Source organism: Segniliparus rugosus ATCC BAA-974, assembly GCF_000185725.2.
GTDB classification, from domain to species: domain Bacteria; phylum Actinomycetota; class Actinomycetes; order Mycobacteriales; family Mycobacteriaceae; genus Segniliparus; species Segniliparus rugosus.
In genome coordinates, this window is sequence record NZ_KI391953.1 from 1671579 (window position 1) to 1697362 (window position 25784).

Annotated in this window: 25 protein-coding genes and 2 pseudogenes; 11 read left to right on the forward strand and 16 right to left on the reverse strand. The window is 68.1% G+C overall.

What is annotated here, in order from left to right:
• Nucleotides 1-76: 76 nt before the first annotated feature.
• Complete coding sequence (locus tag HMPREF9336_RS08255; RefSeq protein WP_007470819.1) at nt 77-1273, reverse strand: low temperature requirement protein A; 1197 nt, start codon at nt 1271-1273, stop codon at nt 77-79.
• Between the two features lie 64 nt (nt 1274-1337).
• On the opposite strand from HMPREF9336_RS08255, the gene HMPREF9336_RS08260 reads away from it, so the two are divergent.
• From HMPREF9336_RS08260 to HMPREF9336_RS08285, 6 genes and pseudogenes are all read left to right on the forward strand, one after another.
• On the forward strand, nt 1338-1988 hold the full coding sequence (locus HMPREF9336_RS08260; protein ID WP_007470821.1) for a TetR/AcrR family transcriptional regulator: 651 nt from the start codon (nt 1338-1340) through the stop codon (nt 1986-1988).
• 6 nt (nt 1989-1994) lie between these two features.
• Nucleotides 1995-2921, forward strand: a complete 927-nt coding sequence (locus HMPREF9336_RS08265) for an oxygenase MpaB family protein (RefSeq protein WP_007470824.1) — start codon at nt 1995-1997, stop codon at nt 2919-2921.
• Nucleotides 2918-3223, forward strand: a complete 306-nt coding sequence (locus HMPREF9336_RS08270; protein WP_007470826.1) for a putative quinol monooxygenase — start codon at nt 2918-2920, stop codon at nt 3221-3223. The genes HMPREF9336_RS08265 and HMPREF9336_RS08270 overlap by 4 nt, the downstream gene beginning before the upstream one ends.
• Nucleotides 3224-3242: 19 nt before the next feature.
• A complete protein-coding gene (locus HMPREF9336_RS08275) occupies nt 3243-4094 on the forward strand; it encodes a serine/threonine-protein kinase (RefSeq protein ID WP_040584712.1) in 852 nt (283 codons plus the stop codon).
• A 216-nt stretch (nt 4095-4310) separates the two neighbouring features.
• Nucleotides 4311-5875, forward strand: a pseudogene (locus HMPREF9336_RS08280) (amino acid permease).
• Nucleotides 5876-6040: 165 nt separating this feature from the next.
• Nucleotides 6041-7513, forward strand: coding sequence for an amino acid permease (locus HMPREF9336_RS08285; protein ID WP_007470830.1), 1473 nt, complete (start codon nt 6041-6043; stop codon nt 7511-7513).
• On the opposite strand, the gene HMPREF9336_RS08290 is transcribed toward HMPREF9336_RS08285, so the two are convergent.
• The 6 genes from HMPREF9336_RS08290 to HMPREF9336_RS08315 are packed head-to-tail and all read right to left on the reverse strand — an operon-like array spanning nt 7500 to nt 13043.
• Nucleotides 7500-8771: an ABC transporter substrate-binding protein gene (locus HMPREF9336_RS08290; protein WP_051357309.1), complete on the reverse strand. Its 1272-nt coding sequence runs from the start codon at nt 8769-8771 to the stop codon at nt 7500-7502. The genes HMPREF9336_RS08285 and HMPREF9336_RS08290 overlap by 14 nt on opposite strands.
• A 6-nt stretch (nt 8772-8777) precedes the next feature.
• On the reverse strand, nt 8778-9599 hold the full coding sequence (locus tag HMPREF9336_RS08295; RefSeq protein ID WP_007470834.1) for a carbohydrate ABC transporter permease: 822 nt from the start codon (nt 9597-9599) through the stop codon (nt 8778-8780).
• Nucleotides 9586-10482, reverse strand: a complete 897-nt coding sequence (locus tag HMPREF9336_RS08300) for a carbohydrate ABC transporter permease (protein WP_007470836.1) — start codon at nt 10480-10482, stop codon at nt 9586-9588. Before HMPREF9336_RS08300 ends, HMPREF9336_RS08295 begins: the two co-directional genes overlap by 14 nt.
• Nucleotides 10479-11294: a crotonase/enoyl-CoA hydratase family protein gene (locus tag HMPREF9336_RS08305; RefSeq protein WP_007470838.1), complete on the reverse strand. Its 816-nt coding sequence runs from the start codon at nt 11292-11294 to the stop codon at nt 10479-10481. Before HMPREF9336_RS08305 ends, HMPREF9336_RS08300 begins: the two co-directional genes overlap by 4 nt.
• A gap of 10 nt (nt 11295-11304) precedes the next feature.
• Nucleotides 11305-11622, reverse strand: a complete 318-nt coding sequence (locus tag HMPREF9336_RS08310) for a 2Fe-2S iron-sulfur cluster-binding protein (protein ID WP_021030354.1) — start codon at nt 11620-11622, stop codon at nt 11305-11307.
• Entirely contained in the window at nt 11622-13043 is a 1422-nt protein-coding gene (locus tag HMPREF9336_RS08315; protein WP_007470842.1) for an oxygenase MpaB family protein, read from the reverse strand. Before HMPREF9336_RS08315 ends, HMPREF9336_RS08310 begins: the two co-directional genes overlap by 1 nt.
• Before the next feature lie 177 nt (nt 13044-13220).
• On the opposite strand from HMPREF9336_RS08315, the gene HMPREF9336_RS08320 reads away from it, so the two are divergent.
• The 4 genes from HMPREF9336_RS08320 (at nt 13221) to aroB (ending at nt 16752) form a co-directional block, all read left to right on the forward strand.
• The gene (locus HMPREF9336_RS08320; RefSeq protein WP_007470844.1) at nt 13221-13808 is read left to right on the forward strand and encodes a prepilin peptidase; all 588 of its coding nucleotides are present in this window, start codon (nt 13221-13223) and stop codon (nt 13806-13808) included.
• A 66-nt stretch (nt 13809-13874) separates the two neighbouring features.
• Complete coding sequence (aroC, locus tag HMPREF9336_RS08325) at nt 13875-15086, forward strand: chorismate synthase (protein WP_007470846.1); 1212 nt, start codon at nt 13875-13877, stop codon at nt 15084-15086.
• Nucleotides 15087-15100: 14 nt separating this feature from the next.
• Entirely contained in the window at nt 15101-15667 is a 567-nt protein-coding gene (locus tag HMPREF9336_RS08330) for a shikimate kinase (RefSeq protein ID WP_007470848.1), read from the forward strand.
• Nucleotides 15664-16752, forward strand: a complete 1089-nt coding sequence (aroB, locus tag HMPREF9336_RS08335; protein WP_007470850.1) for a 3-dehydroquinate synthase — start codon at nt 15664-15666, stop codon at nt 16750-16752. The genes HMPREF9336_RS08330 and aroB overlap by 4 nt, the downstream gene beginning before the upstream one ends.
• Here the strand turns inward: aroB and HMPREF9336_RS08340 are convergent.
• The 7 genes and pseudogenes from HMPREF9336_RS08340 to HMPREF9336_RS08370 all read right to left on the reverse strand — a co-directional run bounded on the left by HMPREF9336_RS08340 (nt 16749) and on the right by HMPREF9336_RS08370 (nt 22863).
• On the reverse strand, nt 16749-17426 hold the full coding sequence (locus tag HMPREF9336_RS08340) for a hypothetical protein (protein WP_021030357.1): 678 nt from the start codon (nt 17424-17426) through the stop codon (nt 16749-16751). The two genes, aroB and HMPREF9336_RS08340, sit on opposite strands and share 4 nt — an antisense overlap.
• A gap of 24 nt (nt 17427-17450) precedes the next feature.
• A complete protein-coding gene (locus HMPREF9336_RS08345) occupies nt 17451-18143 on the reverse strand; it encodes a hypothetical protein (RefSeq protein WP_007470852.1) in 693 nt (230 codons plus the stop codon).
• Between the two features lie 14 nt (nt 18144-18157).
• Nucleotides 18158-18868 carry a hypothetical protein gene (locus HMPREF9336_RS08350; RefSeq protein WP_007470853.1) on the reverse strand — a complete coding sequence of 237 codons (711 nt, stop codon included), beginning with the start codon at nt 18866-18868 and terminating at the stop codon, nt 18158-18160.
• 18 nt (nt 18869-18886) lie between these two features.
• Entirely contained in the window at nt 18887-19588 is a 702-nt protein-coding gene (locus tag HMPREF9336_RS17480; RefSeq protein ID WP_007470854.1) for a hypothetical protein, read from the reverse strand.
• A 191-nt stretch (nt 19589-19779) separates the two neighbouring features.
• Complete coding sequence (locus HMPREF9336_RS19315) at nt 19780-20190, reverse strand: hypothetical protein (RefSeq protein ID WP_007470855.1); 411 nt, start codon at nt 20188-20190, stop codon at nt 19780-19782.
• Nucleotides 20191-20326: 136 nt separating this feature from the next.
• Nucleotides 20327-20602: pseudogene (locus tag HMPREF9336_RS19320) on the reverse strand (hypothetical protein); the annotation flags it as partial.
• Between the two features lie 395 nt (nt 20603-20997).
• A complete protein-coding gene (locus HMPREF9336_RS08370; RefSeq protein WP_007470856.1) occupies nt 20998-22863 on the reverse strand; it encodes a M91 family zinc metallopeptidase in 1866 nt (621 codons plus the stop codon).
• Nucleotides 22864-23050: 187 nt separating this feature from the next.
• Between HMPREF9336_RS08370 and HMPREF9336_RS08375 the strand changes: the two genes are divergently transcribed.
• Nucleotides 23051-23710 carry a VC0807 family protein gene (locus tag HMPREF9336_RS08375; protein ID WP_007470857.1) on the forward strand — a complete coding sequence of 220 codons (660 nt, stop codon included), beginning with the start codon at nt 23051-23053 and terminating at the stop codon, nt 23708-23710.
• A 9-nt stretch (nt 23711-23719) separates the two neighbouring features.
• On the opposite strand, the gene HMPREF9336_RS08380 is transcribed toward HMPREF9336_RS08375, so the two are convergent.
• Together HMPREF9336_RS08380 and HMPREF9336_RS08385 are read right to left on the reverse strand one after the other, a co-directional pair.
• A complete protein-coding gene (locus HMPREF9336_RS08380) occupies nt 23720-25132 on the reverse strand; it encodes an HRDC domain-containing protein (RefSeq protein WP_007470859.1) in 1413 nt (470 codons plus the stop codon).
• 28 nt (nt 25133-25160) lie between these two features.
• Nucleotides 25161-25745, reverse strand: coding sequence for a DUF3000 domain-containing protein (locus HMPREF9336_RS08385; RefSeq protein WP_007470861.1), 585 nt, complete (start codon nt 25743-25745; stop codon nt 25161-25163).
• Nucleotides 25746-25784 lie beyond the last annotated feature (39 nt).

The following is a 25784-nucleotide window of genomic DNA, read 5'->3' on the forward strand; positions in this document are numbered from 1 at the left end:
CGCGCCTGTGCGCGGGAGGGCCCGACGGGCTCGGGCCTCGCCCGGAAGAAGAGCCCAGGGGAAACGACGGGGCTGCTCAGCAGGGGAGGGCGGCGTCTTCGCTGCCGCCCTCGTCCGCCGTGGCGGTCTGCGGTTCGCAGAGGATGTTCAACAGGGACACGAGGGAGGTCAAGAGCACGGCGGTGAGAACCTCCGGCCACGGGGTGAACGAGCTCGCGAGGACCAGCGCCGCTGTGACCGGGAAGCAGGCCGACGTGAGCGCGGTCGTCGTGGACCGGTCGAACTGCAACAGCCAGACGCCGAGCACGTAGACGGCGACGGGGACGGTGAGCGCGAGACTGTTCAACAGGATGTGCTCGCGGGCGGCCAAATGCTCGCTCAGCACACCGATCGCCGCGCCGACTGCCGCGCCGCTCGCATAGATCCAATAGTGCCCGAAGCCCCATGTCATGGAGGTGCGGAGGTTGTTGAGCTGGTTGTGCGCCGGACGCTCGAAGTAGAGCCACCACATGGCGAACAGGATCACGATGGCGGAAGCCGACAGGATGAGCGCGTTGCTCAGCACATGCTCCTCCGCCATGCCCTCGCGGATGGCTGTGGCCGAACCCGAGACGGCTTCGCCGAGCACGATGATGGTGAAGAGGCCGTAGCGCTCTGAGATGTGGTGCGGATGCCATGGGGTGGGTTTGGTCTGTTCGGCCCAGGTGGGGACAAGGATCTCGAAGGCCGCCCCGATCCAGAAGTACCAGGAGAAGATGGGGCTGCCGAGTGCTTCGAGCATGATGAACCAGAGCGCTTGGGCCGCGACGATCCCCACCGCGTAACGGATCGCGGTGACCCGGTACGCCGGCTCGGAGACGGCGACGCGGAGCCATTGCGCGACGAGCGCCAGACGCATCACCCCGTAACCCGCGACGATCACCGGGCCGCCAAGGCGGTCCGCGTCGAAGGCTCCCGCCGCGACGATGAGGGCTCCTGCGATCTGCACCATGGTCGTGATCCGGTACAGCGCGTCGTCCGCGTCGAACGCGGAGGCGAACCAGCTGAAGTTGAGCCAGCCCCACCAGACGGCGAAGAAGACCTGGAAGAACCCGATCAGGCCGTGGCGCCAATCGCCTTGGGCGATGTGATGCTCCAAGTAGTGCGCCGCGCCGGACACGGCGACCACAAAGCACAAGTCGAAGAGCAGCTCCAGCGGGGTGGCCGCGCGGTGTTCTTCTTCGGGGTCTCGAGCTGTCATGCGGCGCAGGCCGGACAAGAGCGGGGAGTTCATGCCATGAGTCTCGCAAGCGGCGCCGGGGCTGGCAACTTTTCTCGCCATGCATTAACCTACACATATGTCGGTTAACACGAGCGGATCGGCCCCGACGCAGGGCCGCCCGGCGGCGCGGCAGACCCGACTGAAGGGTCCGCAGCGTCGGCTGCTGGTGGTCGAGGCCGCCCGTGCCGCGTTCGTCGAACAGGGCTACGACGGTGTCTCGATGAACGACATCGCGCAGCGGGCGGGGGTCGCCCGACCGGTGCTCTACGACCATTTCCCCTCGAAAAAAGCGCTGATGCTGTCGCTGCTCACGGAGGAGACCGAACTGCTGCTGGCGCGGATCGGCAAGCAGGTGCGCGGCGACGGGACCCCGGAGGAGCGCATGCGCGGCGCGCTCGACGCGTACTTCGCGTTCTTGTCCGAGCGGCCGTTGGCGGCGCGGATCTTCCAGGGGGGCTCGTCGACCGAGCCGGACGTCGCCGAGGCCGCGCAGCGCATGCGCGAGCTCGCCCGAAGCGGCACCGCCGCGCTGCTCGGGCACATTGGCGGGGTCGCGCGGGAGGTCGCCGCCGCATCGCTCGTCGCGTCGGTGATCGCGGTGGCCGATTGGTGGGCGAAGCGGCCGGACGTGCCGAGGGCGGATGTGGTCGACACGACCATGGGGCTGCTCTGGCCAGGTGTGAGCCAGACCTTGTCCGCCGCGCGGCGGACTCCGGAAGAGAGATAGGAAGACATGGCCCCGATATCGGAACAAGAGAGCTTGGCGCGAGGGAACTCGGTCGCGCGCGCCGCCGCCGCGACATTCGAGAAGAGCGCGCAATGGGACGTGTCCGCCCCGCTCGGACCGGGGTCGCTCACCTGGGAGCATTTCGGCGACCTTCGCTCGTTCCTGTTGCTCGGCAGGGCCGGAACCCTGCAGAACATGCACCCGGTCCTCGACACGGCGCTGCGCCAGCACTCCAATTTCTTCGCCGACCCCATGGACCGGTTCCGCCGTTCCGTCGAGCCGATCCTCTCGATGATCTACGCCGCCGACCCCGAGCGCCGGGCCGAGGTCGTGCGCGACTTCCACAAGCCGATCAAGGGCACGGCGGACGACGGGGCCCGATACCACGCGCTGGACCCGGACGTCTATTGGTGGACCCACGTGACCTTCTACGAGTCGATCATCGCCACGCAGGAGATCTTCGGCAAACCGTTCACCGAGGAGCAGAAGCGGCAGATCGTGGCCGAAGGGATGTCCTGGTGGCGGCTGTACGGGATGAGCGAGCGCCCCGCGTTCGGGACGTACGAGGACTTCCAGCGGTACTGGGCGCACATGTTGCGCGACGTGCTCGGCCGCAACTTCACGACGGACTTCTCCAGGGACATCCACCGCAAGAAGATCCCCGCCCCGCCCTTCCTGCCCAAGTGGATCTGGCCCCTGCTGCGCTACCCGGTCATGGCGCTCGGCGGATGGGTCACCTCAGGCAGTATGCCGCCGGAGGCGCGCGAGATCCTCGGCTGGCGGTGGACCCGGCTGGACGCGGCCGGCTTCGCGGTCTTCCGCAGGGCGGTCCGGGTCGGCTGGCTCCTGCTGCCTCGCAAGCAGCGCTATATCTCCGTCTCGTGGCAGGGCATGGAGCGCGTCCGGCGGCAGGCGGCTACTGTAGGGGCATGAGCGTTGTCGTGGTCGCCGTCCTCACTCCGAAGCCGGATCGTCGCGGCGAGGTCCGCGCGGCGCTGGTCGAGGCCGTCGAGGCCACGCACCACGAGCCCGGCTGCGAGCTGTACAGCCTCAACGAGAACGACGGGGCGTTCGTGTTCGTGGAGCGGTGGGCGAGCCGGGAGGCGTTGGACGCGCATCTCGCCGGGCCGGTGCTCAAGAAGCTCGGCGCGGTGTTCGCGGACGCGGTTGTCGACTCGAACGTCCAGATTCTGAGCCCCGTGGCGGCGGGAGACCCCGCGAAGTCCTCTGTCTGAGCCGCCGCACGGCGGGCGGCTGCTCGCCGAGGGCGATTGGTTCGCGGACCGGCAGGTCGTCTCGTTCCTCGGACGAGGCGGGCGCGCCGAGGTCTACGCGGTCCGCGAGCCGCTGACCAAGCGGTTCGAGGCGCTCAAGATCCTGTTCCCGGCGTACGCCGACGATCCCGCGGAGCGGGACCAGTTCGCGCACGAGTACGTGGTGACGCGCGATTTGGAGCACCCGAACATCCTGGCTCCGACCGAGCTCGGCGAGGCGGGCGGGACGTTGTGGCTGAGCTTCCCGGTCGTCGCGCAGCACAGCGCTTCGGCCTTGGTCCCCAGGCGGGGCGCGGTCCCCGAACTCGGCAAGGTGGAGACGGTGTTGCGGGAGGCCGCCTCGGCGTTGGACTACGCGCACGCGCACCAGGTCGTGCATTTGGACGTGAAACCGGCGAACGTGCTCATCGCCGCTGGCCCAGAGCGCAGGGCCTACCTCAGCGATTTCGGCTCCGCCGAAGAGATCCGCGACGGGGCGGAGCACGCGAACCGCCTCGCCTCGCTCCCGTACGCGGCTCCGGAGCTGCTCGCCGCGCGCCGGGGCGATTACGGGCAGGTGGGGCCCGCGACGGACCAGTACGCGCTCGCCGCGAGCGCCATGGAGCTGCTGACCGGGAAGCCGCCGTTCCCGAAAGGGACCACATGGGCGGTTGCGGGGGCCCAGTTGAAATCTCCGCCGCCCAGCGCGAGGTCCCGGGCGCGCTGGCTGCCGCCCGCCGTCGACTCGGTGCTGTACAAGGCGCTGGCGAAAGCGCCGGGCGCGCGCTACCCGAGCTGCGGAGCGTTCGCCGAGGTACTTGTGCGAGTCCTCGCGTACCGCGATACTCTGTGACGTGCCGCACGTGAAGATGTCACACAGCGGTAACACGCACAGTTCGGTGTGCGTCACACGCCGGGCTATCGTCAAAGCACTAATTTCATTTCGATCGTTAGGATAGAGAGCTTGACCGTATCGACGGATAAGGCACATCTCGCAGCTCCCCCAAACTCGTTTCTGACCAAAGAGGACGAGGGCTACCACAAGGGGCTCGGGAACCGGCAGATCCAGATGATCGGCATCGGGGGAGCGATCGGCACCGGGCTGTTCATGGGCGCGGGGCTGAAACTGCACAGCGCGGGCCCCGGCCTGTTCCTCGCGTACGGGCTCTGCGGCCTGTTCGTCTTCTTCATCCTGCGGGCGCTCGGCGAGCTGGTGCTGCACCGTCCGTCCTCTGGCTCGTTCGTCTCGTACTCGCGGGAGTTCTTGGGCGAGAAGGCCGCTTACGCGGTCGGCTGGATGGTCTTCTTGAACTGGGCCATGACCTCGATCGCGGACACCAGCGCCATCGCGACCTACATCGGGCGGTGGGTGAAGACCGACGTCGTCCCCGGCTGGGCGTGGGCGCTCTTGGCGCTGGTGATCGTGCTCTCGGTGAACATGATCTCGGTGAAGTGGTTCGGCGAGATGGAATTCTGGGCCGCGCTCATCAAGGTCGTCGCGCTGGTCACCTTCCTGGTCATCGGGGTCGTCGTGCTCGTCTGGGGGATGCACCTGACCGCGTACGCGCCGCCAGGGGCTCCCGCGCCCGCGGTGCCGGAATGGGACACCGGAGCCGCCATGGTCTCGCACACCGAGGGCGGCTGGTTCCCGCACGGGTTCTTCCCGCTCTTCGTCGTGCTCTCCAGCGTGGTCTTCGCGTACTCCGCGGTGGAGCTGGTCGGCACGGCGGCGGGCGAGGACGAAAACCCGAGAAGGTCATGCCGAAGGCCATCAACGCGGTGTTGTTCCGGATCGTTTTCTTCTACATGGGGTCCGTCGCCCTCCTGGCGCTTTTGGTGCCGTACCTCAACTACGGCAGAGACAGCCCGTTCGTCACCTTCTTCTCCAGCCTCGGAGCCCCGTGGGCCGGGGACGCGATGAACGCGGTGGTGATCACCTCGGCGATGTCCAGCTTGAACGCGGGGCTGTACTCCACGGGCCGGATCATCCGCTCGATGGCGATGAACGGCAGCGCCCCCGCGCCGCTCGGCAAGATGAACCGCAGCGGCGTGCCGTACCCCGGCATCATCCTCACGTGCTGCTTCACGGTGGTCGGCGTGTTCCTCAACTATTTGCTGGAGGACGCGAAAGAGGTGTTCAGCATCGCGATCGAGATGGCCTCGATCGGCGTCATGGGCGGCTGGGCCTCCATCGTCGTCTGCCAGCTGCAGTTCTACAAGCTGGCGAAGCAGGGCTTGGCGGTCCGCCCGTCGTTCCGGATGCCCTGGGCCCCGTACAGCAACTACGCAACGCTCGTCTTCCTCGTCGCCGTCGTGGTCATCATGGGCCTGCCGAAATCGGGGGAGACCGACTTCGTCAAGAAATACGAGGGCACGATCACGGTCGGCGCGTTCTTCTTCGTCTTCGTGCCGGTCCTCGTCGGCGGCTGGTTCCTGCTGCGCGACCGGGTGAACGCGATCGCCCAGGAGCGGATCGGCTACACCGGCAAATTCCCCGTGATCGCGAATCTGCCGGTCGACCCGGCGAACCTCCCGCTCAAAGATCCCGACGACCCCCGCCACCTCGGCGCCGGCGCGCACCACGGCAAGCACGAGAAGGGGCGCTCGGGTGACGCGGCGGAGTCTGCGGACTAGGCTTCGGAGGGAGCGCGAGCCGGCCTGACGGGGCCGGGAAGACAGACGCGAGGAAGTAGGGAACACAGTTTGACCGCATCCACCGATCAGGGCGCGCCGGAAACGTCGTATCTGTCCCAGGAGGACGAGGGCTACCACAAGGGGCTCGGCAATCGGCAGATCCAGATGATCGCCATCGGCGGCGCGATCGGCACCGGGCTTTTCATGGGCGCGGGGCTGAAACTGCACAGCGTTGGCCCCGGCCTGTTCCTCGCGTACGGGCTCTGCGGCGTGTTCCTCTTCTTCATCCTGCGGGCGCTCGGCGAGCTGGTGTTGCACCGTCCGTCCTCTGGCTCGTTCGTCTCGTACTCGCGGGAGTTCTTGGGCGAGAAGGCCGCGTACGGGGTCGGCTGGATGTTCTTCTTGAACTGGGCGATGACCGGCATCGGCGACACCAGCGCCGTCGCGAAGTACATCACCCTCTGGGTGAAAACCGATGTGGTGCCGTCGTGGGTGTGGGCGCTGGCCGCGCTGTCCATCGTGCTCACGGTGAACATGATCTCGGTGAAGTGGTTCGGCGAGATGGAGTTCTGGGCCGCGCTCGTGAAGGTCGTCGCGCTGACCACGTTCCTCACGGTCGCTCTGATCGTGCTCGTCTTCGGCTACCACCTCGGCGTGGCGGGCGAGGAAGGCTGGCGGCCTGGCGTCACGATGGTGGAGAACTCCGGCGGGTGGCTGCCGAAGGGCTTCACGCCCATGCTCCTCGCGCTCTCCACGGTCGTCTTCGCGTACGCGGGCTCGGAGATGGTCGGCACGGCGGCGGGGGAGGCCAAGAACCCGCAGAAGGTCATGCCGAAGGCGATCAACTCGGTCATCGCCCGTGTCGCGGTCTTCTACGTCGGCTCGCTGGTCCTGCTCGCGCTCTTGGTCCCGTACGCGCGGTACGGGGGCGAGAGCCCGTTCGTCACCTTCTTCGCCCTGATCCACGTGCCCCACGCGGAGGACGTGATGAACGCGGTGGTGATCACCTCGGCGATGTCCAGCTTGAACGCGGGGCTGTACTCCACGGGCCGGATCATCCGCTCGATGGCGATGAACGGCAGCGCGCCGTCGTTCATGACCGGGATCTCCAGCCGGGGAGTTCCGTATCCGGGGATCCTTTTGACCAGCAGCGTCGCGCTGGTCGGGGTGATTTTGAACTACCTGCTCGAGGACGCGGCCGAGGTGTTCAGCATCGCGACCGAGATGGCTTCGATCGGCATCCTCGCCAGTTGGGGCTCGATCATCCTGTGCCAGCTGAAGTTCTACAAGCTGAGCAAACAAGGCTTGGCCAGGCGGCCCGCGTTCAAGATGTTCGGGGCTCCGTACACCGGCTACGCCACGCTCGTCTTCCTCGTCCTCGTGCTGGCGCTCATGGCGCTGCCGAAAGACACTGAGACGGTGTGGATCAAGCGGTACGAGGGCACGGTCACGGTCGGCGCGTTCTTCTTCTTCCTGCTGCCGCTCTTGATCCTCGGCTGGTTCCTGCTGCGGGATCGGGTGAACGCGATCGCGCAGGAGCGGGTGGGCTACACCGGGAAATTCCCCGTGGTGGCGAACCTGCCGGTCGATTCGGACCGGCTGCCGCTCAAGGACCGGCCGGGGCCTACGGGCTCATAACCGCATTGGCCGTCTCGTCGTACCGGCGGGCGGCCTCCGGCACGGGGAGCCGTCCGAGGAACATCTCGTCCAAGATGGGCTTGCCCGCCTGCGCCGCCGCCGAGTAACGGGCTCCTCGGGGGGAGGGGATCCGGTCCGGGACGGCGAAGAACGGAGCGGTGTCCACCCCGAGCGCCCGCCAGTGCTCAGTCCAGCTGCTGGTGGCGGCGATGACCGCGGGGACGGCCGAGCCGTTCGCGCCGAGCGCAGCGTTGCCTTCCGAGGAGCCGAGCCAGGCCAGGACGGCGCGCGCGGCCTCCGGATGGGCGGATTTCGCGTTCAGCGCCACCGAGATCCCATTGGTGACGGTCACCCGCCCGGCAGGACCGGCCGGGGCGACCGCGACGCCCCAGGGGAATTTCGCGTTTTGTTGGATCGTCGCGAGGGTGTACGGCCCCGACTCGAAGACCGCGAGATTGCCGTGCAGGAACTGGTCGAGGGTGAAGCCGGGGTTGATGTTGGTGTCGCCCGCCGATGGCGCGACGTGCCAGCGATTGATCAGATCGACGATGTACTGCAGCGCGCTTTGGGTTTTAGGGTCCTCCAGGGCGAAACGGTCGCCCTTTTGGAGCTGGCCGCCAGCGGACCCGACGAACGGCATGATCGTGCCCTGCAAGTCCTCGAAGGCTCCGAAGCCCCACGTGCTGGCGGTGGTGAGCCTGCGAAGGAGCGGCAGGAACGTGTCGTGCTCGGGCGCGGGGTCCCATCGGGCCGCAGCGAGCTCTTCCGGCTCGACCCCTGCCTCGGCGAGCAGCGTTTTGTTGTAGTACAGGACGATCCCCGGATCCCAGAGCTGCGGCACCGCCCACAGCGTGCCGCCCCGGCTGAACTGCTCGACCACGGCGGGAGCCCATGCGGCTTTCGCCTCCGGGCCGAGCGCGTCGTCGACCGGGCGGAGCTTGCCCGCATCCGCGTAGTTCGCGAAATACGTCCCGTCCACCCAGAACAAGTCGTCCGCCCCGTCCCCGGCGACGTCGGTGCGCAGCTTGATCGCGTAATTCGCGTAGGCGACCAGTCGCAGCTCCACGTGGATCTGCGGATGTTCGCGCTCGAACTCGTCGAGGGACGCGCGGTACGCGGCGGCGACCTCTGGATCCCACAGGCGCACCGTGACCGTGACGCGTCCGTCGGACGGCTCCCGGCCCAGCCAGAGGACGGCTCCGATGAGCAGCGCGAACACGGCGAGGAAGGCGAGGAGCCCTTTGGTCGAGGATTTCAGCGGCATTTACTTCAACCCCGTGAGCGCGATGGACCGCACGATGTGCCGTCCGGCCAGGATGAAACAGACGAGGAGGGGGAGGATCGCGACGGTGGTCGCTGCGGTCACCAGCGTCCAGTTCCCCACTTCGCGGGATTGCAGATTCGCCGTGGCCACCGAGAGGACCTGCCATTTCGGCCCAGAGGTGGCGATGAGCGGCCAGAGGAAGCCGTTCCAGTTCGCGACCACCGTGATGAGCGCCAGCGTGGCGAGGATCGGCCGGGAGACGGGGAGGATCACGTGGTAGAACACGTCGAAGGCGCTCGCGCCGTCCAGCCTGGCGGCGGTGATGAGCTCTTCTGGGATCTGGCGGAAGTTCTCCCGCAGCAAGTACACGGCGTACGGGGAGCCGAGGACATAGGGCAGGACGAGCGCCCAGAACGTGCCGCGCAGTCCGAGTTCCCCCATGATCAGATACCACGGCATGACGGTGGTGACCGGGGGGACCATGAGCGTGGCGAGGTACATCCAGAACAAGGCGTCGCGGCCCCGGAACCGCAGATGCGCGAACGCGAAGGCCGCCATCGCAGAGAAGACGATCTGGCCGAGCACGAGGAATGCGACGACGAGCGCGGTGACCAGCGCGGCGCGCCCGAATCCGGCGTGGCCGAGCGCCGTGTAGTTCGCCGTGGTCGCCGGGTCGGGGAAGTCGAGCGGAGGCCGGGTGAAGTACTGCTGCGGCGTCTTGAGCGAGGTCAGCACGGACAACGCGTACGGGGCGAGAATGAGCAGCGCCGCAATCGACAAGACGAGGTACGCCGAGACGGAGTCCCGCTTACCGGAGGGCATAGGCTTCCTTCCGCTCCGAGGCGCGGCGGGTGACCACCGTGATGAGGACGAGCCCGAGCGCCAGCACGATCGCCATGACCGCGGCCCGGCCCGGCCTTGCGACCTCGAACGCCTCGGCGTACAGCCGGTGCGCGACGAGGTCGGTGCTCCCGCTCGGCCCGCCCCCGGTCAGCCCGTAGACCAGGTCGAAGATCTGCACCGCGTTGATCACTCCGGTCAGCGACACGAAGACGAGCGTGGGGCGCAAGAGGGGAAAGGTGATCAGCCAGAACCGCTGCCGCGAAGTGGCTCCGTCGAGGTAGGCGGCCTGCCCGAGGTCTTCTGGGATGGCGTAGAGCCCCGCGACGAAGAACAGCGCCACATAGCCCACCTGCGACCACACGCTCACCGCCGCGACGGCGGGGAAGGCGAGGCTCGGGTCGGTGAGCCATTCCACGCGCGTGCCGACGAGCGCGTTCACCGCGCCGTCCGTGGGGGAGAGCAGCCATTTCCAGATCAACGCGATGGCGAGCGGCGCGCAGACCCAGGGGACGGCGAGGATCGTCCGGAACGCCGAGGAGCCGCGCAGCCCCTTGGTGAGCAAGGTCGCCACCCAGAGGCCGAGCGCGGTCTGCGCGGGCACCACGACGGCGGTGAAACCGAGCGTGACGAGCAAGGAATGGCCGAACTGCGGATCGTTCAGCACCGCCTGCCAGTTCTGCAAGCCGACGAACCGGCTCGGCCCGATCAGATCCCAGTCCTGGGTGGACAGCCAGAGCACCGCGAGGACGGGCAGGAGCATGAACGACACCAGGCCGACCAGGCTCGGAGCCACGAACAGCCAGCCTGTCGGCGATTGAGACGCTGGAGCCGCGTCGGCCAGCTGCCCCCGACGCGTGTTCACCAGGAACGGGGCGGGAACTTCGGGGTGGTCTTCTCCGCGTACGCCTTGGTGGCGATCCGGAAGCTCTTGCCCGCCAGCAGCGGCACCTGCAGCAGACGCTCGGCGAGCAGGGAGATCCGCGCGCCGTGGTTCCAGACGCCCTGGTAGAGCCGTTTCGCCATGGCGACGGCGTCGGGGGAGCGGCTGGCGATCACCTGCGCCAGCTCCAGCGCGCTCGCGTGCGGGTCGTCGACCAGCTCGGTGATCAAGCCCAGCTGCAGCGCCTGGTCCGCTTTCACGAACTCCCCGGTCATCACGAGGCGTTTGGCGACGTCGGCGCGGACCAGCTCGGGCAGGGTGAGGGACGCGGTGAGGTCCGGGATGATGCCGAAGCGGGTCTCCAGGACGGAGAACTCCGCTGTGGAGTCGGCGATCCGGAAGTCCGCCGCGAGGGCGATCTGCAGCCCGCCGCCGTAGCAGTGGCCTTTCACGACGGCGATGACCGGCACGGGGAGCTTGCGCATCTCCCACATCGGAGCCTGGAAGAAGTTGGCCGTGGTGACCGTCGCCAGGAGCCTGCGCAGCGTGGTGGCCGGGCTCGACCCGGTGAAGACCGACGTGTCCATGCCGGAGCAGAAGCTCTCCCCGGCCCCGGCGAGCACGACGGCGCGGACCGAGCGGTTCTTGCGCAACTCGCGGAAGGCTTTGGCGAGCGCGGAGTAGGAGTCGAGCAGCAAGGCGTTGCGCTTCTCCGGCCGGTTGATGGTCACATAGGCGATGTTCTGCTCGTCGATCGTGGTGAGCACCAAGGGAGCGGCGGCGGTGTCGGTCATGGTGTCCACCTTAAAGGTCGAGGACGATCCGCTCGCCCGCTGGCGCCCGCGAGACGCACGGCGTCATGAAGCGCTCGCGCTCCTCCTCGGTGAGGAAGCCGTCGCGGTGCTCGACCCGGCCCGCGAGCACCCTGGTTTGGCAGGAGCCGCAGATCCCGCTGCGGCACATCGACTCGATCTCGACGCCTCGGGCGCGGATCGCGTCGAGCACGGTGACTCCGGGCGGCACGGCGACCGTGCGGCCGGACCGGCGCAGCTCCACCTCGAAGCGCCCCTCGGAACTGGCGGCAGGCGCTGGCTCGGGCCGACGGAGCCGGAAGCGCGGCATCAGCGGCCCATCGGGCATCGCCCGACGCCGGGGACAGCCTCCCCCAGCGCGATGCCCGCCGTGGCGTTGTGGTGGTCGTACGAGGCGACTCGGACCCCTTCGAGCCGGGCGAAGGCCTTGCCGACCAGGACGGCGAGCCGCCAGAACGGGTCGTCTTCGCGGGCGGCCGCCCGCCGCGCGGCCCCAGGGAGCCGGTCCAGAGCCCGGCGCAGCCCGACGTCCGCGTGGGCGAAGACCCGGTACGGGAGGATCCAGGGCTCGAAACGGGCGGCGCGCATATCCGTGCCGCGCACCATGGCGCGGACGATGTCCGGGCCGCCGTAGTAGGCCATGACGCCGAGGAACGGGGTGACGAGCGCTCGTTTGACGCGCCCCCGCCAGCCCGAGCCGTTCACGGCGGCTCCGATCTGGACGTCGGTCCATTCCGAGGGGCCGCCCGCGTGGGCAACGCCGTAATCCATGATCTCGATGCCCTGCGCGGCGTTGCGAGGGATGATCTCGTCGGGGACGCCGAGCAGATGGGCGATGTACGACCAGTAGGCCATGGTGGCGTCCAGGTCCGCCCAGGTGCGCTTGCGCCCGTGCTGCCGGTCGATCAGCAGCGACTGGAGGCCGAAGGTGGTCGCGGCGATCATGACCATGGCGGCGGAGATGGGGTTGCCGTGCCGGGCGAACCCCGCGTGGGGGCGCTCAGCCGTGTTCTCCGAGGCGGGGGCCTCCAGCTCGTCGCCCCAGGACCGGCGCAGCCCGGCGCGGACCTGGGCGTGCATGAGCCGCAGGCGCACGGTGTCTTTGAACCCGATCCCGGAGCGGGCGAGCCCGCCTTTGGCGGTGATATGGAGGAACCACGTGTTCGTCTCCAGCCCGCGTCGGCCGAAATCGGTCATGAACCGCCCGGTCGCGCCGGTCGCGTAGGCGACCTCGTCGCCGACGAACGTGCCGAAGACGTCGCCTATCGCCATGCCGAGCTTCCCGACCAGGGAGGTGTCCAGCCACAGCTGCCTGCCGCGCTCCACCTCGGCCGGGTCGTGCCAGGGCGGCGGGTTGTCCAGCTCCTCGAAGAGGGCCACGAGCTCCTGGGGCGGGTCGTCCAGCGATCCGATCCCGCGCTCCAACGCCTGCTCGAGGAGTTTGCGGCCTTGGGCCATGCCGGTCTCGCGGAACCGGGCGACCACCGCGTCCATGCGCTCGTCCCCCTGCCAGTGATGGTCGAGGAGCAGCGTGACCAGGGGCGTCTCCCTCGGCCTTTCCTGGAAGTCGATCCACGGCACGAGCTGGTTGCGCCGGGCGTACGTCCAGTGGTCGAGGAATCGCAGCCGGGGCGGGGCGGGGCGAAGCTCGTCCCCCGCCCGCCAGTAGTAGTCGTACGGATGGCGGCCCGCGCCGATGTTCTTGCTCTGCTGGGCGAGGTCCTGTGTCATATCGCGCTCCGCCTTCCGGTCTGTGTTGCGCCCCATAGTAGCAAGACGCTGTTATGCCATGGGTAGACGGTGGGTCATTTATGTCAAAAAGTAACACTATCCACAGGCGCTCGGACGAATTCCACAAATGCCGAAAACCGACGAGGGCGAGGGCGCGGGGAGCAGAAAATCAGTGCTATGGCTTTGCTCGCGATGGAGGTCGTCATGGCGGTCTGCTGCGGATTTTTCGCCGGTTGGACCGGATCGGGCTGGCTTGGCCCCGCAGTTCCGCGCCGATGGTGCGCGGCGGGGTGCGCGCTGGGCTTCGCGCCGCTCCCAGCGTTGGGGCAGGGCTGCGCGGCGGGCGCGGTCGTGGTCTGGTGGCTGGTCTGTCTCGCTCTCGCCGACTGCTCTGTCCGGCTCTTGCCGAACGTGCTCACCCTCCCGGGGGCGGCGGTCGTGTTGGCCGCCTCGGCTTTCGTCGGCAGGGGCGGGCCCGCCTTTCTCGGCGCGCTGTGTTTCGCGGGGTTGTACGCTGTGATCCACTTCGTCTCGCCGAAGTCGATGGGGGCGGGCGATGTGAAACTCGCGTTCGGGCTCGGCGCGTTGTGCGCGGCGGTGCAGCCGGCCGCCGTGCTGCTCGTCGCCTTGCTGTCATCGCTGATCAGCGGTGTCGCCGCGATAGCCGTGCTGCTCTGGCGCAGGAGGGCGCCGCCCGTCGGCGTGGCGCACGGGGCTTCGATGTGCCTGGCGGCGTACGCGGTGCTCGCCCTGTGCTCGGTGTGACAGAGCGCCGGTTCGTCTGATGGATTTGTGGAGCATCCTCCTTCCGCGTTTGCGCCGGATGAGAGAATGGGCGGCGTGTTGCGATGGACGACTGCAGGCGAGTCACACGGTCGGGCTTTGATCGCCCTGCTCGAAGGGATGGTCGCGGGCGTCGCCGTCACCTCGCAGGACGTGGGCGAGCAGCTCGCCCGGCGCCGCCTCGGCTACGGGCGGGGCGCGCGGATGAGCTTCGAGAAAGACGAGGTGACCCTGCTCGCCGGAGTCCGCCACGGCGTCACGCTCGGCGGGCCGATCGCGGTGGAGATCGGCAACACCGAATGGCCGAAATGGGAGCAGGTCATGGCTCCGGATCCGGTGGACCTCGAAGCAGTGCGCCAGAGCGCCAGGGGCGGGGCGCTCACCCGCCCGCGACCCGGACACGCGGATTTCGCCGGGATGCTGAAATACGGCTTCGACGACGTCCGGCCGGTGCTCGAACGCGCGAGCGCTCGCGAGACCGCAGCCCGCGTCGCGGCGGGGGCTGTGGCGAAAGCGTTCCTGCGCCAGGCGTTCGGGGTCGAAGTCCTCTCGCACGTCGTCTCCATCGGCGCGAGCGAGCCCTACGCGGGCGAGCCGCCGACGGCGGCGCTGCTGGAGAAGATCGACGCGAGCCCGGTCCGCACGCACGACGCGGCGGCGGAGGCTTCGATGATCGCGGAGATCGAGGCCGCGAAGAAGGACGGCGACACGCTCGGCGGCGTGGTCGAAGTGGTCGCGCACGGACTGCCGATCGGCGTTGGGTCGTTCGTCAGCGGTGAAGACCGGCTGGACTCGCAGCTCGCCGCCGCCCTCATGGGCATCCAGGCGATCAAGGGCGTCGAGGTCGGCGATGGCTTCGAAACCGCGCGCAGGCGCGGCAGCCAGGCGCATGACGAGATCTTCGGCCAGGACGGCACGGTCGTCCGGGCGAGCAACCGCGCGGGCGGCCTCGAAGGCGGGATGACCAACGGCGAGCCGGTCCGGGTCCGCGCGGCGATGAAGCCGATTTCGACAGTGCCCAAGGCGTTGCGCACGGTGGACATGGCGACGGGCGAGGCCGCGACCGCGATCCACCAACGTTCCGACGTGTGCGCCGTCCCCGCCGCCGGTGTGGTCGCCGAGGCGATGGTGGCGCTCGTGCTCGCCCGCGTCACGCTGGCGAAATTCGGCGGCGACAGCCTGCAAGAGACGAAACGCAACACCGAGGGGTATCTTCGAGAAATCAACGAGAGGCTTCGCCACGAAGCCTCCGCTTCATGAAGACGGAAGACCCCATGCCACCTCGCGCAGTGCTGATCGGAGCCCCCGGCTGCGGCAAGTCGGTCATCGGGCGCAGGCTCTCGCGCGCGCTCGGCGTCAAAGTCCTGGACACCGACGCGGAGATCGAGCGGCAAGCGGGCAAGACGATCACCGAGATCTTCGCGACCGAGGGCGAACCGGCTTTCCGCGCCTTGGAGGAGGAAGTCGTCGCCGCCGCGCTGGCCGAGCATGAGGGCATTCTCTCGCTCGGCGGCGGCGCGGTGCTCTCGGAAAGAACGCAAGAGGCGCTGCGCGGGCACACTGTGGTCTGGCTGCAGATCAGCGCGGCGGAGGGGGTGCGCCGCACGAGCAGGCGGACGCACCGGCCCATCCTCGCGGGCGAGAACCCGGACGAGCGCTACCGCCAGCTTCTGTCCGAACGCACGCCGATCTACCGGAGCCTGGCGACTTTGCGGGTGCGCGCCGAGGGCCGTCCAACGTCCAGCATCGTCCGAGAGCTCGAGCGCAGGCTGACCGCGAAGGGGACGGCGGCCGTCGCGGAGACAGAGGCAGAACAGAACCCAACGCAGGAGCAAGCATGAGCCACACGGACGCAAGCCACACAGTGATCGAAGTCGGCGGCGCGGAGCCATACGCGGCCCACGTCGGGCGGGGTTTGACCCCGGAGATCCTCGCGGCGGCGAAATCCGCCGGGACAGTCGCGCTGATCCATCAGCCCTCGCTCGCCGGGACCGCCGAGGAGCTGCGCAAAGCGTTGGAAGCCCAAGGGCAAGAAGCGCACCGGTTGGAGCTGCCGGACGCCGAGTCGGGCAAATCGCTTGCGGTCGCCGGGTATTGCTGGGACGTGTTCGGCCAAATCGGGCTCACCCGCTCGGACGTGGTGATCGGCTACGGCGGCGGGGCGGCGGGAGACCTCGCCGGGTTCGTCGCAGGCACATGGATGCGCGGCGTCAAAGTGATCCAGGTCCCGACCAGCGTGCAGGCCATGGTGGACGCCGCTGTGGGCGGGAAGACGGGCATCAACACCGACGCGGGCAAGAACCTGGTCGGCGTGTTCCACAACCCGAGCGCCGTGGTGGTCGACCTCGACACGCTCGCGACGCTGAGCCGCAACGAGCTGATCTGCGGGATGGCGGAGGTCGTCAAGGCCGGGTTCATCGCGGACCCGAAGATCCTCGACATCTTCGAGGCCGATCCGGACAAGGCGCTCGACCCCGCCACCTCGGAGTTCGAAGAGCTCGTCGTCCGCGCGATCCAGATGAAGGCGAACGTGGTGGCGGCCGACTTCAAGGAGAGCTGGGAGCGCGAAATCCTCAACTACGGGCACACCCTCGGCCACGCCATCGAGCGCCGGGAGAACTACCAGTGGCGCCACGGCGCGGCGATCTCGGTCGGCCTCGTGTACGCGGCGGAGCTCGGACGGCTCGCGGGCCGGTTGGACGACGAGACCGCCGACCGGCACAAGCGGGTGCTGGACCTGTTGGGCCTGCCGACCACCTACGACGCGGACGCGTTCGAGGAGCTGTACGCGATCATGGGCACCGACAAGAAGAACCGGGGCGGGGTGCGCCGGTTCGTCGTGCTCGACGGTCTCGCGAAGCCGGGCAGGCTGGAGTCCCCGGACCCCGCGCTCCTCGCCGCGGCCTACAGCGCCATCGCGGGCTAGCGGGGTTGCTGCTCGGCGAGCGCGCAGAATTTCTGCTCGGCGGTTGCCGCAGTGAGCCCGTGACGGGCGAGGTCGTGGAAGGTGAGCAGGTGGCAGCTCGTCGGAGGCGTGTTGGAATCCCCGTTGGAGCGGCCGACCTCCGCGACGGGGGAGAGCTGGCCGTCTTCGAGCTGGTAAAAGGACACGCCCCAGCCCCCGCCGCTCGCGTATGCGGCGGTCCATCCGTCTCCGGCGTACCAGAACGTGTTCCCGTAGATCGTGCCGCTGCGCTGAAAAAGGCGTTGGTCCCCGGTGGCTCGCCAGAGCGCCCAGTCGGAATTCAGCCCGTGCGCGCCGGTGTCGTGGAGGGAGACGAGCACGTCTTCGAGCCCATCGCCGTCGAGATCGCGCAGCAGTAGGACCCCCGAGTCGGGAGAGCCGTCGATCTTTTCATCGAGGACCACAGCGGCGGTGCTGCTGTGGTCGAACACGAAGACCTCGACGTGCCGCGCGTCGACGGTTCGTTTCTCGAAGCGGAGCCCGAGTAGATCGCCGGACTGGATCTGGCATTCGGCATTGCTCCTCGGCGGCGAGTCGAACGTGTTCGGGCATTCTGGCAGGGGATCGGCCTGCGCCGGTGCGACTGCGAGCGCGAAGAAACAACAGTTGGCGAGAAAAAGCCTGACCCCGAACACACGGTGATCGTACCGCTGACTCGCTCAGATCGCGTGGGGCACATGCTTGTGCGTGCTGGCGCAGAACCGGTCGCGCGCAGTCTCCGGGGTGAGCCCGTAGCGGGCGAGGTCGTCTTGTTCGAGGAGGTAGCAGGGGTGGTGCTGGTTGTCCAATGATGTGAAGCCGTCGTCCTGGACCGCCGCGACCTCGGCGATCCGGTTCCCTTCGAACCGGTAGACCGTGGTGCGCCAGCTCCGCATCGGGCCGCTGCCCCAGACCGCGAAGAGGTCGTCGCCCGCCGACCAGAATTCGCCCCCGAAGAGCACCCCGTCGACACGTTGGAACCGCGTCGAATCGCCAGTGGCGCGCCAGATCGCCCAATCGGAATTGCCGTGTGTGCCGCCGCTTTCGATTGAGATGAGCAGTTCATCGCGCCCATCGCCGTCGAGATCCTGCACGGAAGGGACACCGGTTAGGCGCTCCTGCGCGTTCACTGGTTGTTCGATGTTTTGCGCCAGCGCGCCGTCCTTCGTGAGGACGCGCACTTCCGCGATGCCACCGCTGCGGCGTTTCTCGAAGCGGAGCCCGACCGGGTCGGCGGACTGGATCTGGCAGTCGTCAGTGTGCTTATGGTCTGAGTCGCACTGCGGTAGGGGGTCGGCCTGCGCCGGTGCGACGGAGAGCGCGAAGAAACAGCAGCTGGCGAGAAAAAGCCTGACCCCGGAACACGGGAGCATCCTACCCGGTCTGTTTAGAGGGAGCCGGGCATGTGCTCGTGCGTGCTGGCGCAGAACCGGTCGCGCGCGGTGTCCGGGGTGAGATGGTAGCGGGCGAGGTCGTACTGCTCTTCAAGAAAGCAGGGGCCAGTGCTGCCGTTCGGGGAGAAGCCGTCGTTTTGGACTGCCAAGATCGGCACCAGCTGGTCGTTCTCGATCCGGAAGATCCGGGTGAGCCAACTGCGCGTTGGCCCGTCGCCCCAGGCGGCGAAGAGATCGTCCCCCGCGTGCCAGAACGCAGCGCCGAAGGGCTCGACGAAGGGGGACACCTTGACTGCGGGCGGCTTGATCCTGGTGAACTGGGTTGTGCCGCCGCTCGCGCGCCAGAGCGCCCAAGAGACATTGGAGTGGGAACTGGGCGTGGTGAGCGAGAGGAGCAGGTCGTCGCGTCCGTCCCCGTCGAGGTCTCGCACGAGCAGGACACCAGATGCGAAGGGGCCTTTGGTGTGTTCGCTGAGCGTTTGCGCGGTGCTGCCGTCTGGGGCGATGACGCGGATTTCGGCGGTCTTGTCCGCGATTCGTTTCTCGAAGCGCAGCCCCGCGCGGTCTTTCGAGGTGAATTGGCAATCTGCCGTCCCGGCGTCACTGAACACATTCGGGCATTCCGGCAGGGGATCGGCCTGGGCCGGCGCGACTGCGAGCGCGAAGAAACAACAGTTGGCGAGAAAGAGTCTGACCCCGAACACGGGAGAAGCCTAGCGTAGTTAGCCGCTGTAGTCGCTCAGGCCTCTGGCGCGCAGTTGCGGCAGGGCGAGGGCGCAGAACTTCTGCTCCGCCGTTTGTTTCGTGAGGCCGTAGCGGTCCAGATTCGAGGAGTTCTGCAAGGAGCAAGGTTTGGAGCCGGGGTCTGGCACACCGGCGGTCGCCTGCCTTCCGACGCTCGCGACCTGGACGAACGCGCCGTTCTCGATCTTCGAGAAGCTGACGCCCCAGCCCCCGCCGCTTCCGTAGGCCGCTGTGTAGCCGTCTCCCGCCGACCAGAATTCGCTCCCGAAAAGCTTGCCTTCGACGCGTTGGAATTGCGTGGAGTTCCCGGCCGCGCGCCAGACCGCCCAGTCGGGATTGCCGTGCGCGCCGCCAGTGGTGAGCGAGAGGAGCAGGTCGTCGCGTCCGTCGCCGTCGAGGTCTTGCAGGAGCACGACGCCCGAGCCCGCGTATCCGTCAATCGGTTCGGTGATGGTTTGCGCGGTGCTGCCGTCTTTGGCGAGGATTCGGATCTGGGCGCTTGTGCCGGTCACTCGTTTCTCGAAGCGAAGCCCGACGGGGTCGGTGGAGCGCAGCTGGCAGCTCGCCGCGTCGGTCCCGTTGAAAGTGTTCGCGCAGCCCGGCAATGGGTCTGCGGACGCTGGGGCTGAGGAGAGCGCCAGGACGAGCAGGCTAGTGGCGAAGATTTTGATCCCTGGCACGCCGAGACTATACCGGTGAGGACGTGGTTCGTCCTATTTTGCGCTGAATCGTCGTTCAGCCGGATGGTTTGATGGTGGACTTCCCGCAGGCGCTGGCGAGTGGGGGAGTTGTCTCGCTGTTTGTCGTGGGGCAGGCGCGCAGGCCCGGAGCGCCGGGTAAGCACAGTGCGCGGTGCTCGCGGCGGGGTGCCTTAGCCGGGGTCGGTGGCGTGTTCCTTGCCGGTGGGGGATGTCCAGGTGATGGTGTCGTCGGGGATTGTCTGTCCGCCCGATTTGGGATGCTCGTGGTCGAACGGATGCGAGTGGTCGAGTTCGGTGCGTGATTTTCGATAACACCCTGGGAATCGGCAGTGTTTGTCTCTGGTGTTGACGTGGACTTCGATGGCCGTGGTCGGCTTGTACTGGTCCGGTGTGGTGGTGAAGCGGATGGTTTTCGACGCTTTCGCCAGTTTCTGGGCGAGTTCGGGGTCGATGGGTGCTCCGGCGAGCCAAGCGGGGAGGTCGGAGAGGTTCGCGAGGACGGCGAGGTCCACCACGACCAGGGTGATGGGCTGGTCTGGGGCACGGGCCTTTGCGCCGCTTTGCAAGTGTCGCGTCCGCATTCGCAGTGAAGCTTGTCTTCCCTGTTCCCGACGAGCGCGGATAACGTTCCCGACGAGCGCGGATAATGCGTCTGCTCCTGCGGGTCCACATGGCTCTCGGATCCTGCGGGCAGACGGTTCTGGCGACGGCGTCGAGCCGGTCTTTCACCAACGCGGCCTCCATCAGGGGCATGGCGCCCCAGATTTTCGCCATCCCGTTCCCGACCGGCTGGAAGAACAACCCCCGCTCCGTGTGCGCCTTCTCGCGCCGCTCTTTCGTCCATTCCGAGTCCCAGCGGACGCACTGGGCTTCGATCAACCCCTGGATCTTGGACCGGGAATACAAACGCCAACGTGGAGCGCGCTCGGCGAGCCTCCCCCACGGCCCTGGGGGCCGCGGGAGGTGCCCCCAGCGTCCAGCTTCTCCCGCCACCCCGCAGGAGCGGACTCCAACAGGCTCCCCACAAAACGAGCGGTCTTCGCGGTGACCTCGCCCCTCGCGAACTTGGCCTCAGGCTCCGGGTAATGCTCCGTCATATTCTCCGCGAACACCAGCATCGACCTCGCCTCCCCGGACGACGCCCCAACGCCGCCTTCCGGGCCAGCAGCACCGCGTCCAGACGCTCGCACTCCCGCAACGCCGCATGCACATCCCGCATATCCGCGCACGCGTCCGGCCGGAGGTCGAGAAACAATTCCACCGCAGCGACTCCCACAGTCCCGCTCATACATTCGATTCTACCAGAAAGTGCCCCACATCACAAGGAAAAATCATATGCTTTTTCACTGACTTGATCGAACGCCAAGCCGAAAAAGGCGCGAATGCGATTAGCCGAGATAATGCTCGCGGTCGGGCAGCCCCATCTCCTCCCGCAGCCCGTTCTCGGTGAGCTCGTACGGATGCACACTGTCCGGAACTCGCGTCTCCGGAGTGCTGCTCTCGCCGTCCCAGTTGAACGGAAGGCCCACCGCCTCGCGCTCCGCGTTGCGCAGATACGACGTCGGGCTGAGCAGCTGGCCGTCCATCCGGTCCGTCCCGTTCGGGCCGTAATAGCCGGGGGCCATCGTGCCGTTGGCGAAGTCGTAGGCGTGCGCCAGCTCGTGGAAGAGCACGACCGTCGGCGGTGTCTCGTGGTAGTCCCGAGTCGTCCCTTGCGCGGGGTCGCTGAGCGTGGTGAGCGTCGGGTCGAACGCGATGATCGCGTTGTGGCCCTGGCCGTGCGCGCCGGTCTTGGGGTCGGCGAACTCGGTTTTCGGGTCTCTCGCCAGCGGGTCGCCGTTCTCGTCGGACATCCAAGTGAAGGAGTTATTGCGCACCGGCTTGCCGTGATCCGCGCTGTTCCAGCTCTCCCCGTTGCTGATGTCCAGGGTGTGCCCGCTGTTGCCGATGCCCTCCAGCATGTGCTGGCCCGCTGGCGAAGAGGCCAAGAGCCACAGATCCGCCAACACGCGCTCGCGGAACTCGGGCGTCCCTGAGACGGTGATCGAATCGGGGATGTTCGTCGTCGCCACGGTGACCACGGTGGGGGAGGCTCCCGCCCCGGCGGCGTTGACGTGGCTGCCCGACTGGGCGTAGATCGTGTCCTGCCCGCCGTGGGTGTTCACGGTGACGTCGCCGCTGCCGGTGTAAACGGTGTTCGCCCCGGCCCCGGTGTTGATGACGTTGGTCCCGGTTCCGCCGTAGAGGGTATTCGGCCCCGAGCCCGTGTCGATGGTGCTCGTGCCCGTCCCGCCGTTGATGTAGTCGGCCCCTTTCGTCCCGGTCACGTGGTTCCTCCCCGCGCCGAGGTAGACGTAGTTGTGGCCGCCGCCGAGCACGACGGTGTTGTCGCCGTCTCCGGTCTGGATGTACGCGCCCGAGGCGGCTTCTTCGCGGATCGTGTTGTTCCCGCCCGCGTCGACGAGCCGCAGCCGCACGGTGACGCCGGGCGAGACGGTGATCTTGTCGTTCCCCTTGCCGGAGTCGATCTCGATGTTCTTCGCCTGGCGCCCGGCGAGCCGGTGGGACTCGCCGTTGACTGTGATGGTGACCCAGCCGCGCTCGTCCTGGGCGACGTCGATCGTGGAGTCCCCGTCGCCGGTGTCGATGTGGATCATGCCTTGGCCCTGGTCGGAGGTGATGACGACGCCGTCGCCCAGATCCTCGGCTCGGGTCTGTGCGGAGCCCAGCGGGGCCAGCGCCCCTAGCTCCGCCGCGCGGGCGAGCGCTGCGGAGGCGGCGGCGTCCAACGCGTCGCCGGTCGCGACCGCTTGGGCGATACGGGCGGGAAGCTCGGACTTGAGCTTCGCGTGCAGCGCCTTCTGCGCCTCGGGAAGCTCGGTCCACAGGCCGGTTTGCCCGTAGAAATCGTTGAGCGTCCCGTCGTCGGCGATGGTGAAGCGCAGCTGCGCCCCGTCCTCGATGATGTTGGAGATCTCGGCTTTCAGTTGGGATCTGCCGTCCACGACTCGCCCGAGCGCCGAGGCGAGCGCGGTCGCCGAGCTTTGGGCCGCGGCGGCGTACGCCTGGTTCTGGCCGAACACGGCTTCGGCCGCCGCGCGTCCTTGTCCGGCCCAACAGGTCAGAACGGTTTGGTTCCCCCGCATGGCCTCGGCATGGCTCGCGAGGTCGCTCGCGCGCCGGGCGACGGCCTGGACGAGGGAGTGCCCCGCAGCCGTGTCCCAGTCCCGGTTTTCTTGAAAGGTCGTGGCCATCGCATGCTCCTCCCTCGCGGCTGTCGGCCGCACGCGCCAACAGTAGGGGGCAGCCGCGTTGCCGTTGCCGGGGCGAAGCGAACGCCCAGGATATCGCCGTATTCTCGGTGAGCGCAAAGCGGCGGGTCGGCAGAGTTCCGCAGCGTTGGCAAGCCAATCCATTATGAGTTCGTTACTATATCGATGCATGAGCTCAGCGCATCCGAAGAGCTTCCGAGCGTTCCTCGTTCAAATGCTCCTGCAAGTGCTCCCGGTGCTGGCGGTGTACTTCGGCTTCCGAGCTCTCGGCGTGGAGGCCTATTTGGCGCTTTGCGCGGCGGTCCTCTTCGCGGTGGCGCACCGGGTGTTCGATCTGATCCGAGGCCGCACGAAGGATTTCTTGGTCCTTGCGATCATTCTGTTCTACGCCGCTGGCGCGACCATCACATTCTTCACGCACAATCCCCATTACTCCCAGGTGGCGAATATCTTGTCGGGCGCGGTGATCAGTTTGTTCGCACTGGTCAGCGCGCTCGTCGGCAAGCCGTTGACCCAAGGGCTCACGGCGAAGTACAGTCCCGGCCTCGCCGTCCGATCGCTGCCGGAACGGGGCTGGCCCGCCGAGGACGTTCGGGATTACGCGGCTCTGCACCGCAGGGTGAGCCTGGGCTGCGGGTTGTTCGGCCTCGCGCAGACGGTGGTCGTGCTGATCGTCATTTTCACTTGCTCCGTGGATGTCGCGCAGCTGGTCAGCAATGTCGCGGGGACTGGCGTGACAGCGCTCTTCGCCGTCTACGCGGTCCGCAGGGTCCGGCGTTTCATCGCCGGCCGCGACGAGGCGGCGCGGCGAGCGCGGGCGCTCGCCTGAGGGAGCGGCTCACTCGGCGGTTTCGTCAGGAGCCTCGTCTTTCGCGGCGAGCAACGCGGCCGCCAGCGCCTCGGCGGTCGCGTTGCGCTGCCAACGCCGCGCGTTGTGCTCGGCCAAGAACGCGTCCACCTCGCCCGCGAGCTCGGCGGGGGCGAGGGCGGCGAGGCGCCCTTCGTCCTCCACGTACCAAGCGCAGAGCCTACGGACGGTCTCCGGGGAGAGCAGGTTCTCCTGCGGGGTTTTGTGCTGCTCGGCGAGGACGGCCAACGCGGCTTTCGCCGAGGCGACTTCGAGGGGGTTGCGCCCTTTGCGCGCCGAGACCTCGCCGGGGGCGGGTTTCGGGTGCACGGGGGGCAGCTCGCCCTCGGGCAGGTTCGCGGCGCGGGAGACGGCCGCGAGCCACTGGTTGGCGAGTTTGCCTTGGTTCGGGCCGGAGAAGATCGGCAGCGCGGTGAGCAGGGCGGCCGAGCGCGCCGACGGAGCCGCTCCGAGCCTCGCGTCCTCTCGGAGGCTCTCGATCAGCGCCGCGTTGTTCGCCGCGGCGATGATCGCGGAATCCGGCAGCACCCGGCCGGGGGCGATGTCGCGTCCTCGGGCGAGGTCTTCACGGGCGAGCCACAGCTCCCGGACCACCGCGAGGGCGCGGCGGCCCTTCGCCTCGTGGATCCGTCCGGTCCGCCGCCAGCGGTCGGGGGACTGGGCGTTCGGCGGGCGCATACGGACGTATTCGAACTCTTCCAGCGCCCATTCGGTTTTGCCTTGTTCGGCGAGCGCTTCGAGCAGGGCCTCTCGCATCGGGAGCAGCAGCTCGACGTCGAGGGCGGCGTAGTTCAGCCACTCCGGCGGCAGCGGCCGTTGGGACCAGTCCGCCGCGCCGTGCCCTTTGGCGAGGCCCACGCCGAGCAGGGTTTCCACCAGCGCCGCGAGCCCGACTCGCTCGAAGCCCGCGATCCGCCCGCCCAGCTCGGTGTCGAAGAGCTTCGCCGGGCGCAGCCCCAGCTCGGCGAGACAGGGCAGGTCTTGGTCCGCCGCGTGCAGCACCCATTCCAGGCCGTTGATCGCCTCTGCCAGCGGCTCCAGCGCCTCCGGGTGGTCGATCGGGTCGAGCAGCACCGTGCCCGAGCCTTGCCGTCGTAGCTGCACCAGGTACGCCTTCGGCCAATAGCGGAAACCGGAGGCGCGCTCGGCGTCCACCGCCAACGGCCCGCGCCCGCCCGCGAGCCGACGGGCCGCCGATGCGATGTCGGCGGGGGAGCGGGTCACAGCTGGCACTCCTTCGGGCGGGGAGAGGAGCATCGGAACGCCCGCTGCGCCGTTCTCCTCGGCCTCGTCGGAGAGCGGTTGTCGTGCGGCTTCTGGGCGCCGCCGCTCGCGCACTCGGCGGCGGGCCGTGTCGCGGGTCGGCTCGGTGGGGGACGTCATCAGGGCTTTGAGTGTAGACCGCGCCGATTCAACGCTGCCCGGGACGCAGTTCCGCCACGCCGACCGGCGGCAGTCCTGAGGCCGCTTCGAGCACGGAGCAGAACGCCTCGACGTTCGCCGCGAAGTTCTCGCCCACCGGGGTCCACGAGGCGCGCAGCTCGAGCTGATGAGAACGAGTCGGGCCCGCGATGTCCCCGTACCGGATCGAAGCCACCGAGGTCACCGTGCCGCCGAGGGCGACGTGCTCGGTGTCCTCCGAGGCGAGGGCTTCGGTGAGCCAGCTCCACGCCACCTCGGGGAGCAGGGGATCGCCCGCGATCTCGTCGTCGAGCTCGGCCTGGACGTACGCGACGAGGCGGAAGACCGACTGCCAGACCTCCGCGCCTTCGGGGTCGTACAACAGGATGAGCCTGCCGAACGCTTCGCCGACGGAAGACGGGGAGTCCGGGTCGCCGCTGATCTCCGCGCCGAGGGCGTAGCTGTACGGGGCGAGCCTGCCGGGCGGGCGGATCGGCCCGAGCGAGATTTCAGGCCGATGCCTGGCTTCGCGCATCGCTTCCGAGGCAGCACGGAAAACCAGTGGATCTTCGGTGCCGTTGGCCGGTCCATTCACGATGCCCCACAGTAGTTGACCTGGGTCTGGAGTCTGGGA